We start from the raw sequence: 12,234 nt of genomic DNA, 5'->3' as shown, positions 1-12,234 counted from the left end.
GTTCACGGCATTCATGCACCCTCCTGTTGTCGTTGATTCGATTGTAAAGGCACAGGCAATCGACAAAGTAAATAGTGTTGCTTTGTTGCAGCGCATTATGCGCCCATCCACAGATGCTTGTTGCAACGCCGCACCGTGACTTACCCTTGTATCGTGCAAGCCGCAGCGGTGGCGGAAAAAATAACTTTTCACGGCTGAAAATCACCGCTAGAATGATTTATATTGCAGCGCAATATGAACCGTTTCCAGGAGAAGTAGATGAACGCATTCACCGAACAGTTTTCCGCAGCCACCGCTTCCGCCAAGTCCCAGCTGGAAACCCAGCTGGACATCGCCAATCACTATGCCACCACCGCCTTCGAAGGCGTACAGCAAGTCATCGCGCTGAATTTCAGCACGACCCGCGCTTCGGTGGAAAAATCGTCGGCCGTTGCCAAGCAACTGCTGGAAGCCCGTGACCCGCGCGACCTGATCGTGCAAACTCCGAATCTGGATAACTTCCTGGCTTACAGCCGCGAGCTGTACAGCATTGCCAGCAAAACCCAGGCTGAATTGCTGCAACTGGTGAAAGACCAGTTCAAGGAAGCCACTGCAACCGCAGCGTCCGTTGCCGCCAAGCCGCTGGCACTGGCCGCCAAAGTCGCCAACCAGCCTGCAGCTGCCGCCGTGGTGCACAATGAGCCGGCCGAATCGGAAATTGTCGATGCGCCAGCCGCAGCGCCGAAAGCCGCCAAGGCGGAAGCAAAAACTGAGGCAAAAGCGGAAGCCAAAGGCAAGCCTGCCGCCAAGCCGCTGGCTGAAGCCGTTGCGGAATTGAGCGGCCACAGCGCCGAAGAAGACAAGCCGGTCGCGGCTGTCGTGGCGGCTGAAACCACGGAAGCCAAACCGGTGGTGCTGAAGTCTGTTTCGCCGAAGAAGTAATCTTTCCGCTGTGCCTCGTCATCCCCGCTGTCGCGGGATGACGAGCGCCTCCCACGCCGCCTCCCGGCACCAAATTCCCTGCTGATGTATCCTACCGGGCTCGACAAGTCCGAGGATAGCTATGAGTTTATCGAGGCTACTAGCCAGCTTTGTGCGCCAGCACTGGCCGGCTTATGCCGCCGCGGCTGCCATGCTTACCGGCGTGGCGCTGATCAGTATCTGGATACCCCGCCAGATCGGCGCAATGATTGACGGCCTGGCCGCGCACACACTCGACGCGCAGGGATTGATGCGGCAACTGGGGTTGCTGCTGTTGCTGGGCGTCGGCAATTACCTGCTGCGTGCGCGCTGGCGCATGACCTTGTATGCGGTCGCCTACAAACTGGGCGTGGAATTGCGCACGCGCTTTTATGCGCGGCTGACGCGCCAGGGCCCCGCGTTTTACCAGAACCAGAGCACCGGCGACCTGATGGCGCTGGCCACCAACGATATCGATGCGATTGAAATGACGGCCGGCGAAGCCATGCTGGCCGGCTTCGACGGCGCGCTGACCCTGGTGACGGTGCTGGGCATCATGATGCTGGGCGTCGACTGGCGCCTCGCCTGCATCGCGCTGCTGCCCTTCCCGCTGATGGCGTGGGCGTTCTGGCATATCTCCAACCACATCCATACGGCGTCCGCCGACTCGCTGAAGCGTTTTTCAGCACTGAACGGCCACGTGCAGGAAACCCTGTCCGGCGTCCGCACGTTGCGCGCACTGGGGCTGGAACAGCGCAGCGCCAGCCAGTTCGGCGCATTGGCCATGGACGCGCAAAAAGCCAGCCTGTCCGCGCAAGTGTGGGAAGCCGCGTATGAACCGGCGGTCGGCCTGACGTTGACCGCCGCCACCGGCCTGACGCTGGGTCTGGGCGGCTACCTGGTCTGGCAGGGCGAACTGACCATCGGCGCGCTGACCAGCTTTTCCATGTACCTGGGCCAGTTGATCTGGCCGATGTTTGCCGCCGGCTGGGTGTTGTCGCTGATCGAGCGGGGCCGTGCCGCCTATGCGCGCCTGCAGCCGATGCTGGACGCGCCGCTGGCCATTGCCGACCAGGGCCACATCGAACAGACGCCGAAAGGCGATTTGTTGCTGGACGCAATCACCTATGCCTACCCCGGCCAGGCGGCGGGCGTGCATGCGCTGCACGGGATCGGCCTGCGCCTGCGTCCGGGCCAGACCCTGGGGCTGGTCGGCCCCACCGGCGCCGGCAAGTCCACGCTGCTGCGCGTCCTGCTGCGCCAGTTGACGCCGCAGCAGGGCCGCGTGCAATGGGGGCCGCACGCCATCAGCGATTACACATTGCGCGCCTTGCGCGGCGCCATCAGCTGGGTGCCGCAGGAATCGTTCCTGTTTTCCGCATCGATTGCCGACAATATCGCGCTGGCCCGCCCCGGCGCCAGCCGTGCGGAAATCGAACACGCCGCCACCCTGGCCGCCATCCACGACGATATTTTGCAGTTCCCTCACGGGTATGAAACGGAAGTGGGTGAAAAAGGCATCACCTTGTCCGGCGGCCAGCGCCAGCGCGTGGCGATTGCCCGCGCGCTACTGGCCAACAATGCCTTGCTGTTGCTGGACGACGCGTTGTCCGCCGTCGACACGGGCACGGAAACCCGCATCCTGGAACACCTGGAAGCATTGCGCGTGGCCGGCCACCAGAGCGGCATGGAGCGTAGCGCCATCATCGCCAGCCACCGCCTCAGCGCCGTGGTGAATGCGGACCTGATCATCGTCTTGCGTGATGGCCGTATCGTTGAAACCGGCAACCATGCCGAATTGCTGCTACTGAATGGCTGGTATGCCAGCCAGTGGCGCTACCAGCAACTGGAGGCCAGCATTGAAGCATCCTGACCACGTATCCTCAGGCAAGCAGATGCGCCAGGCATTCGGCTTGCTGCACCAGGCAGCCCGGCCCGACTTGCGCCGCCTGCACTGGGCGCTGCTGTGGCTGATGGCCGCGGCCTTCCTGGAAGTGCTGGGCCCGATCGCGGGCAAGGCGCTGATCGATGAACACCTGTTACCGCGCCACCTGGACTGGCCGCGCATGTGGCTGTTGCTGGGCGCCGTGCTGGGCACCGGCTGGATCGCCACCGGCCTGCGTTACTGGCAACTGGTCAGCCTGTCCGGGCTGGCCATGCGTTCCGTGCAGCGCTTGCGCGAACAAGTGTATGGCCACGTGCTGCGCCTGCCGATGGCGTTCTTCGACCGCGCCATCACGGGCCAGCTGGTATCGCGCGTCACCAACGATACGGAAGCCGTGAAGAACCTGTACGTACAAGTGCTGTTCGTCATGCTCGACAGCACCATCGTGCTGGTCGGCACGGTGATCGCCATGGCGTGGCTGGACTGGCGCATGATGCTGATCGTACTGGCGCTGCTGCCGGCCGTGCTGGGCATCGTCTGGCTGTACCAGCGCTGGAGCGCGCCGGCCGTCACGCGGGCGCGCCAGTTGCGCAGTGAAATCAATGGCCAGATGGCCGAGTCCATCAGCGGCATGCCGGTGCTGCAGGCGAACAATGCGGAAACCCGCTTTGCCGAGCGCTTCAAGCTCACCAACGTCGACCACTACACGCAGCGCGTGGCGGAAATCCGCGCCAATGCGTGGCTGCTGCGTCCCGCACTGGACTTGCTGAACGTGATCCTGCTGGCGGCGGTGATCTACATGTTTGGCCAGCGCCCGATGAGCGCGGCGGAAGTGGGCGTGCTGTATGCGTTCATCAGCTATATCGCCCGCGTGATCGAGCCGCTGATTCAAATCACCATGCAATTCTCGCAGTTACAGCAATCGGTGGTGGCGGCATCGCGTGTCGCGGGCCTGCTGGACGAACCGCTGTCGCCGGAACACCAGGCGGGCGCAGGCCAGGCGCCAACGCAGGAGCGGCTGCAAGCGCCCGCCGTGGCCATCGAGCACCTGACGTTCGCCTATGCCGAAAACCAGCCCGTGCTGCATGACCTGTCGCTGACCATCCCGCAGGGGGCGTTCATCGGCATCGTCGGCCATACGGGCAGTGGCAAATCCACGCTGCTGTCGCTGCTGCTGCGCTATTACCCCGTCAGCACGGGCAGCATTTGCCTGCACGGCGAGGCGCTGGCCGGCATCCCGAACCAGCGCTTCCGCAACGACGTGGGGCTGGTGCCGCAGGAACCCTTCCTGCTGGCGGCGTCGGCCCGCGAAAACATCGACATGGGCCGCGGCCTGCCATTGGCGGAAATCGAAGCGGCGGCGCGGGCCGCCCATGCGCACGGCTTCATTTGCGCGCTGGAACACGGCTACGACACGCCGCTGGGCGAAGGCGGTTCGCGCCTGTCGAGCGGGCAAAAACAATTGATCGCGATTGCCCGTGCGCTGGCCGGCAAACCCCGCATCCTGCTGCTGGATGAAGCGACGTCGCGCATCGATAGCCAGACCGAACAGATCGTGCAAACCGCGCTGCATGAATTGCGCGGCCAGGTCACCATCATCGCCATTGCGCACCGCTTGTCGACCATCCGCGAAGCGGACCGCATCATCGTGCTGAACCATGGCCGTATCAGCGAGTCCGGTTCCCACGACGCACTGATGCAAATCGACGGCGGTTTGTACCAGCGCTTGTATCTGTTGCAACAACTTGCAGCATGACTTGTGAACAGTCGTATAACTTCCTGCAAAATTGCTTAATTGTCACTGTGGCGGTTTTGCAGAAAATCCCAATCTCTTTCGATTTCTCGCTTGCAACAAGAATATAATTGTCTAGACACTTTGCGCGGTTTCCGGGCAAAGATATGCAAAGGACAACCAGTTGGCAGGCTTTCGGGATCAGACGTTTACGCGCAGCATGCGAATGCTGGCGGCTGCCTGTGTCTTGTCGCCGGCGCTGGCGTGGGGCCAGGGTGTGTCCGTGCTCGACGCCGGCATCGCGGAAATCCGCGACCAGGTCCGCTACGTGCCTGAAAAAGCGCTGGTGCAACTGCAAAAAATGGAAAGCGCGGCCCGCTCGGCGCCGCCCGGCACCAAGGCTGAATTCCTCTCCCAACTGAGCTATGCCCGCGTCAAGCTGGGCCAGAAGGACATCGCGCTGCAACTGGCCGAGGAATTGATAGCCTTCGGCCGCGCCCAGGGCAATACGGTAATTCTCGCCAAGGGCTTGCTGACCAAGGCTTATACGCTGTCCGGCATGTCCGACACCAAGGGCGCGCACGAACTGGCGTTCGAAGCGGAAAAGCTGGCCAACCAGACGCAGGATGTGCCGCTGCGCGTGCAGGCGACCATCACGTCAGGTCAATCCTATGCGGAACAGGGCAACTTCCCCGTCGCGCTGCTGAAACTGCAAACCGCAGTGGAAACCGCGCGCCCGCTGGAAGACTTGCTGCCGCTGGCCACGGCGCTCAATGCGCTGGCCGTGCTGTATGACCGCATGAAGGAATACGACAAGGGCTGGGCCGTGCTGGAAGAGTCCGTGCAAGTGGCTGAAAAGCTGAATTCGCCCGGCCGCATTGCGCAAGCCCGCCAGACGGAATATGTACTGGCCATGGATTCCGAGCAGCCGCGCCGCGCGCTGGCCGCACTGCAATCCGGGCTGGAAATGGCGCGCAAGATGGGCGCCAAGTCACTGCTCGCCGACACGCTGGTCAACATGTCCGACAGTTACCTGAAGGACCGCGATTACCAGCGCGTCATACGCTATGGCACGGAATCGCTGGCGGTGGCGCGGGAAATCGGCGACTCCACAACGGAAGCCATTGCCCTGATCAATATCGGCCAGGCTTACCTTGGCATGGGCAAGACGGCCGAAGGCAAAAAGCATTTCGAAGCGGGCATGGCGTACTACGAAAAGACCAACAACAAGCCGGAACTGCAAGCCGTGCTGCTCGAGTACGGCCAGGCGCTGGAACGCGCCGGCGATTTCGCGGGCGCCATCAGCGCCTACCACCGCGAACGGGACATCACCAGCGCGCTGTTTGAAAAGCAGCGCCAGAAAGCCATCTGGGAATTGCAGGAAAAGTACGAGATGGAAAAGAAGCAGCGCCGCATCGAGCTGCTGAGCCGTGAAAACCAGGTCAAGAGCGCGGAAATCGACAACCGCCGCCTGCAGCAGCGCGTGTGGTGGCTGCTGGCGCTGGTGTTTGCGCTGACCGCCACCGTGGTGGGCCTGCTGTACCGTAAGGTGCGCCAGGCCAATGCGCAACTGGAAGTCAAGAACCTGGAACTGAAGGCGCAAAGTTCGCTCGACCCGCTGACGTCGCTGTACAACCGCCGCCACTTCCAGGAATACATGCGCGCCCACAATCACGTCGAGCGCCGTGGCCAGGGTGGCGAAGATATCGTTGGCGCCCTGTTCCTGCTGGACGTTGACCACTTCAAGAACATCAACGACACCTATGGCCACGCGGCCGGCGACCTGGTGCTGAAAATGATCGCGGAAAACCTGCGCATCGCGCTGCGCGAAACCGACATGATCGTGCGCTGGGGCGGTGAAGAATTCCTCGCCTTCCTGCCCGCGATTCCCCGCAACGGCGTCGATGAAGTGGCGCGGCGCATCTTGACGACAATCTCGTCGCAGCAGATCGAATACCAGAACCATACGTTTAGCGTAAACGTCTCGGTCGGCTTCGCGCCCTTCCCCCTGATTCCTGCCGACACGCCGCTGCCGTGGGAACGCGCGGTCAACCTGGTCGACATGGCGCTGTACCTGGCCAAGGCCCACGGCCGCAACCGCGCCTATGGCGTGCGTGGCTTCGAGAATTTGCAGGAAACGTCGATGGAAGCCATCGAGCAAGACCTGGAACGCGCCTGGCGCGCCGGCTTCGTCGACCTGTCCGTGGTGCTGGGCGGCACACCCGACGGCACGCCGCCGGCGGGGGCGCATGGCAGCAACGTGGTGCCGCTCAAACCCGCCTTCAAAGCGGGCAACTGATTTCCCGGAGCGGCGTTCGCCGCCCCTCTCTCCATCCGCCTTCCATTGTGGCGCCGAACGCCGCGCCGCCTGCGCGCTCCGGGCAGGAAAATTGATTATTTTAATAATAACAATTGGGCAATTTCATAATTTCCAGAAAGCAAATTCGCGGGCACTATTTAATTGCTGATTTAGCAAGCGCGCGAACGCTGGAAAGCATCATCTCCAAACCGGGCGCGCAGCTGGCAGTCTGCCATTCCCCACTACCTTGTTCAGGATAAACATGCGCGTCCAACTTCTTGCACTGACTCTGGCTTCGTCCCTTTCGTCACCAATGGCATTTGCCGAATCCGCTGGCGCGCCGTGCAATGTAATGGACCAGCAAGCACTCGACGCGTTCAATCTCGGTGATTACAAGATGACGGCGGAACAGTCCACGACGGAACACAAGAAAATACCGGAAGGCCCGTCTGACTTGCCAACGCAAATCACTTATACCTGCACCTACACGCCTAAAGACGGACTGTCGCCGTCGCTCACCGTGACGACCGCCGCATCCCCCCATAGCGCCCACATAACCAAACCTGCCTGCAGTGACCAATTGCTGGTAGCGGCGAATGACAAGATGATACCTGGCGGCATGGCGATGACCATGTGTTCCACAACCGCCAAAAACAATTTCCTGACATTCATCCTGATGACGAATGCTTCATCCGCCGACGCGATGAAAAGCGCGCTCCCAGCGCAAGTTGAACGACTGGTCAATGACCTTGCCACAGCTAATCAGCATTGAAAAGCCTCCCCCACCTCATCGCCTGCGCCGCACTGGCGATGGCCGCCAGCGCCGCGCCGTCCGCGCAGGCGCAACTGCGCATTGAAATTTCCGGCGTCGGCAGCAACCAGATTCCAATCGCCGTTGCCGGCTTCGCCAATGAAACAGTGGCGCCCGCCCAGATCTCGGCCATCATCAAGGCCGATCTGGCCCGCAGCGGCGCCTTCAACGTGATCGACGCTGGCGTTATCGCCGACGCCGGCAACATCGACCTGGGCGCCTATAAAGCAAAGGGCGCCGACGCGCTGGTGATCGGCACCGTGGACTGTCTGGCCGACGGCCGCTACGACGTGCGTTACCAACTGCTCGACACCGTCAAGCCAGGCAAGCTGTCGCAGCTGGACCAGGCGCTGGCGCCCCGCTTCACCCGGCTGTCCGCACACAAGATCGCCGACGACGTGTATTTCAAGCTGACGGGCAACCGGGGCGCGTTCTCGACCCGTATCGCCTACGTGAAACAGCAGGGCCGCAGCTACCAGTTGATGGTGGCCGACGCCGACGGCGAAAGCGAGCAGCTCGCACTGCGCTCGAACGAGCCCATTATTTCACCGTCATGGTCGCCGGACGGCGCCAAGGTGGCGTATGTATCGTTCGAACAGCAAAAACCGGTGGTCTATGTGCACAACCTGGTGACGGGCCAGCGCAAGGTCGTGGCCAACGAAAAAGGCAGCAACTCCGCACCGGCCTGGGCGCCGGACGGCGGCAAACTGGCGGTCGCGCTGTCGAAGGACGACCACTACCAGGTCTACGTGGTCAACGCCGACGGCAGCGACTTGCGCCGTGTCTCCAACGGCGCCGGTATCGACACCGAGCCGCAATGGTCGGCCGACGGCAAGCATATCTACTTCACCAGCGACCGCAGCGGCGGGCCGCAGATCTACCGCATGGGCGCGCGGGGCGGCGACGCCAGCCGCGTCACATTCGGCGGCAGCCACAACATCAGCCCCCGCCTCTCGCCAGACGGTAAGACGCTGGCCTATATCTCGCGCCGAGATGGCAATTACCAGTTGTATGCGATGGACCTGACCAGCGGCCAGGAGCAGCGCCTGTCCGACAGCACTGACGACCAGTATCCAAGTTTTGCCCCCAACGGCAAGTACATCCTGTACGCCACACAAGCCGGCGGCCGCGAATCGCTGGCCATCGTGTCGGTGGATGGACGCGTCAAGCAGCGTGTGACCACACAGGCGGGCCAGATCAGGGAACCTGCCTGGGGGCCGTTCGTGCCTTAATTCACTCCAACTTCAAAGCACGCTCGTGATGCTTACTTCTTCTTCGCTTCTTCCTTGGCTTCGCGGGCGGTTTCCTGCATCTTTTCGCCCGCTTTCTCCAGCTTCTGCCCCGCCACTTCCGTCGCGTCATTGATCTTGTCGCGCGTGATGGCGGCGGCTTCCTTCAATTCCTTGCCGGCTTCATGCGCCGCATCTTTCAACTCGGCGCCGGCCTGCTTCAACTCCGTGCCCGCCTGCTTCAGTTCGGCATTGGCTTGCTGTGTGGCTTGGTCAATCTTCTTGCCCGCCTCTTCGGCAGGTCCCGCTTCGCGCCGCTGGCAGCCGGATAACACCGCTGCCAGCATGGCAATCGCCAGGGCAGCATAAAAGAAATTTGCTGGTTTCATGATTGTTCTCCTGTGGTATCAAGCATACACCTGAGCAAGCGCAATACGATTGACATCGGTGTAACAAAAATTGACAATAGAACGACCGTTCACTTTTATTTCAGGAGCTCACCATGGCTGCCGTCGCCCGCCGTATCTGCCCATTTTGCGAGGCCGCCTGCGGCCTGGAAATCGAACACGAAGACGGCAAGGTCAAGAAGATCAAGGGAGACGATGCGGACGTGTTCAGCGCCGGGTTCCTGTGCCCGAAAGCCGTCAGCCTCAAGGACTTGCATGAAGACGGCGACCGCCTGCGCACGCCGCTGATCAAGCGCGACGGACGCTTTGTCGACGCCACGTGGGACGAGGCGTATGCGGAAATCGCACGCCGCCTGCCACCCATCATCGAACGCGACGGCCGCGATGCGGTGGCCACCGTGCTGGGTAACCCTGTTTCCCACAAAATGAGCCTGATGCTGTATTTCCCCCGGCTGGCCAGGGCGCTGGGCACCAAGAACATGTATTCCGCGTCCAGCGTCGACCAGGTGCCGAAAATGCTGTCGTGCGGCTTGATGTATGGCGGCTGGCTGTCGGTGCCGGTGCCTGATATCGACCGCAGCGACTACCTGCTGATCGTGGGCGCCAATCCGATGGTGTCGAACGGCAGCCTGTGGACGGTGCCGGATTTCCGTGGCAAGGCCAAGGCGCTGCGCGCCCGGGGCGGCCGCATCGCCGTCATCGATCCGCGCCGTACCGAGACGGCGGAAATCGCCGATGAACACCATTTCATCCGCCCCGGCGCCGACGTGTTCCTGCTGCTGGGCATGGTGCACGCGCTGTTCGATGAAAACCTGGTGATGCCTGGCCGCCTGGCAGAACACCTGAACGGCCTGGAATCGCTGCAAGCGGCCGTGCAGCCGTATGCGCCGGAAAGCGTGGCATCGCGTTGCGGCATCGATGCGGCCACCATCCGCAACCTGGCGCGCGACCTGGCCGGCGCTCAGCGCGGCGCCATCTATGGCCGCATCGGCACCTGCACGCAGCAATACGGCACCCTGGCCTCGTGGCTCATCGACGTACTGAACATCCTCACGGGCCACCTCGACGAGGAAGGCGGCATGATGTTCCCGAAAGCCGCCGCCTTTGCCGGCAATACGCGCGGCAAGCCGGGAACGGGACGCGGCGTGGCCTATGGCCGCTACCGCAGCCGCGTGTCCGGCGCGCCGGAAGTGGCGGGTGAATTACCGGTCACGTGCCTGGCGGAGGAAATCGACACCCCGGGACCGGGCCAGGTCAAGGCCTTGATCACCATTGCCGGCAATCCCGTGCTGTCCGCGCCGAACGGGCCGCGCCTGGCGGCGGCGCTGGACCAGCTGGAATTCATGGTCAGCATGGATATCTACCTGAACGAAACGTCGCGCCATGCGGACGTGATCCTGCCTGGCGTGTCGCCGCTGGAAGATGCGCATTACGACGTCACGTTCACGCAATTCTCGCACCGCAACCACGCGCGTTACAGCCCGCCCGTGCTGCCCCGCACGTCAGGCGCGCCGGATGAATGGGAAAGCTTGCTGCGCCTGACGGCCATCGTGCAAGGCCTGGGCCCCGACGCCGACATCGCGCAACTGGATGATGCGCTGCTGCGGGAAGATCTCGATAAAAGCGTGGGGCCGCTGGCGGGCACGGTGATGGACATGCTGACGCCACAGCGGGGCGTGGAGCGCGTGCTGGACCTGGGTTTGCGCAGCGGTCCGTATGGCGACCAGTTCGGCCGCAATCCCGGCGGCCTGAATTTGCAAAAAGTGCGCGCCGCCCCTTCCGGCATCGACCTGGGCGCCATGACCCAGCGCATCCCGGAAGTATTGCGCACACCGTCCGGCAAGATCGAACTGGCGCCGCAACTGCTGCTCGATGATTTGGCGCGCGTCGCCGCCGCCATGCATGAACCCGCGCCGGAACTGGTGGTGATCGGGCGCCGCCAGCTGCGTTCCAATAACAGCTGGATGCACAACCTGCCCGTGCTGGCCAAAGGCGCCTACCGCTGCACGGCGCTGGTCCATTCGCAGGACGCCGCGCGCTTCGGCCTCGCCAACGGCGGCAGCGCGCAATTGCGCAACGGCGACCGCGCCATCACGGTACAGGTGGAAATCGACGACGGCATGATGCCGGGCGTGGTCAGTCTGCCCCATGGCTGGGGGCACAATTTGCCGGGCACGCAAATGGCGGTCGCGGCGGAACGGCCGGGCGTGAACCTGAACGCCATCCTCGACGAAAACCTGCGTGATCCGCTGTCGGGCAATGCCGTGTTGTCGGGGATTCCCGTGACGCTGGCGCCTGCGGACTGAAACCGCGACACCGGCTGCGCCAACATGGCGGCTCGCAAAGCGAACCGCCCTACGCATTTCAATGCGCGTGCCCTGGCCAATGCACCGGGCCGCCACCTCGACCAAACCCGGCGGCCTCATTCCTATATAGGGCGGTTTCCGCCTGGCGGAAGCCGCCATGCATGCGGCCCGTTAAAGCAAAAGACCACCGCGTACCCTGATATTGCAAGTGTATTATTGTAGTGATACACTAATTCACACAGTAATACACGTGGCAATACACCTGAGGATACGCATGACCACCACCAAACGCGACGCCGCGCTGGCCATCATGGCCAAGACCGGCATTTTGGAAAGCAATTACTACCCGCCCATCCTGCGTCTGCTGTGGCGCATGGGTGTCCACCTGCCCCTGCCCCACTTCGTCAGCTTCGGCCGGGTTGCGCTGGTCAGCGGCGGCTTTTTCGGGCCGGCCTGGGGGGCGCTGATGTGGTTCGCCATCTGGCGTCACCAGATGCAGCCCATCGCCGCGCTGGCCATCACGCTGGTTATTGGCGTCGTGTTCGGGCTTTCGATGGCGGCGTATTACGCCTACGGCCGCCGCAAGCACAAGCTGCCCCTGTGGCACGAGTTGCCGGACAACTGAT

The 12,234-nt window shown here is 62.6% G+C and carries 9 protein-coding genes; 8 read left to right on the top strand and 1 reads right to left on the bottom strand.

From position 1 onward, the window contains the following. Window positions 1-258 precede the first annotated feature (258 nt). The 6 genes from phaP to tolB all read left to right on the top strand — a co-directional run bounded on the left by phaP (window position 259) and on the right by tolB (window position 8,898). Window positions 259-921, top strand: coding sequence for a TIGR01841 family phasin (gene phaP, locus GJ700_RS05775; RefSeq protein ID WP_154371708.1), 663 nt, complete (start codon window positions 259-261; stop codon window positions 919-921). Window positions 922-1,042: 121 nt separating this feature from the next. Next, the gene (locus GJ700_RS05770) at window positions 1,043-2,812 is read left to right on the top strand and encodes an ABC transporter ATP-binding protein (RefSeq protein ID WP_154371707.1); all 1,770 of its coding nucleotides are present in this window, start codon (window positions 1,043-1,045) and stop codon (window positions 2,810-2,812) included. A gap of 22 nt (window positions 2,813-2,834) precedes the next feature. Further along, a complete protein-coding gene (locus GJ700_RS05765; RefSeq protein WP_229506828.1) occupies window positions 2,835-4,580 on the top strand; it encodes an ABC transporter ATP-binding protein in 1,746 nt (581 codons plus the stop codon). A 202-nt stretch (window positions 4,581-4,782) separates the two neighbouring features. Next, the gene (locus GJ700_RS05760; protein ID WP_229506827.1) at window positions 4,783-6,855 is read left to right on the top strand and encodes a tetratricopeptide repeat-containing diguanylate cyclase; all 2,073 of its coding nucleotides are present in this window, start codon (window positions 4,783-4,785) and stop codon (window positions 6,853-6,855) included. Window positions 6,856-7,117: 262 nt separating this feature from the next. Continuing rightward, window positions 7,118-7,627: a hypothetical protein gene (locus tag GJ700_RS05755; protein WP_154371705.1), complete on the top strand. Its 510-nt coding sequence runs from the start codon at window positions 7,118-7,120 to the stop codon at window positions 7,625-7,627. 38 nt (window positions 7,628-7,665) lie between these two features. Beyond that, window positions 7,666-8,898, top strand: coding sequence for a Tol-Pal system beta propeller repeat protein TolB (gene tolB / locus GJ700_RS05750; protein ID WP_154371987.1), 1,233 nt, complete (start codon window positions 7,666-7,668; stop codon window positions 8,896-8,898). A 32-nt stretch (window positions 8,899-8,930) separates the two neighbouring features. Here tolB and GJ700_RS05745 read toward each other — a convergent pair whose 3' ends face one another. Beyond that, window positions 8,931-9,284 carry an apolipophorin gene (locus tag GJ700_RS05745; protein WP_154371704.1) on the bottom strand — a complete coding sequence of 118 codons (354 nt, stop codon included), beginning with the start codon at window positions 9,282-9,284 and terminating at the stop codon, window positions 8,931-8,933. Between the two features lie 113 nt (window positions 9,285-9,397). Between GJ700_RS05745 and GJ700_RS05740 the strand changes: the two genes are divergently transcribed. Both GJ700_RS05740 and GJ700_RS05735 read left to right on the top strand, forming a co-directional pair. Further along, window positions 9,398-11,608 (top strand): molybdopterin-dependent oxidoreductase, encoded by a 2,211-nt coding sequence (locus GJ700_RS05740; protein ID WP_154371703.1) that lies wholly within the window; start codon window positions 9,398-9,400, stop codon window positions 11,606-11,608. A gap of 274 nt (window positions 11,609-11,882) precedes the next feature. Then, the gene (locus GJ700_RS05735; RefSeq protein WP_154371702.1) at window positions 11,883-12,233 is read left to right on the top strand and encodes a DUF6404 family protein; all 351 of its coding nucleotides are present in this window, start codon (window positions 11,883-11,885) and stop codon (window positions 12,231-12,233) included. Window position 12,234: the final 1 nt, after the last annotated feature.

Source organism: Pseudoduganella rivuli, from assembly GCF_009674485.1.
Classification (GTDB): domain Bacteria; phylum Pseudomonadota; class Gammaproteobacteria; order Burkholderiales; family Burkholderiaceae_D; genus Rugamonas; species Rugamonas rivuli_B.
The sequence above is the reverse complement of the archived record's forward strand: the minus strand, read 5'-3'. Positions and strand labels throughout refer to the sequence as shown.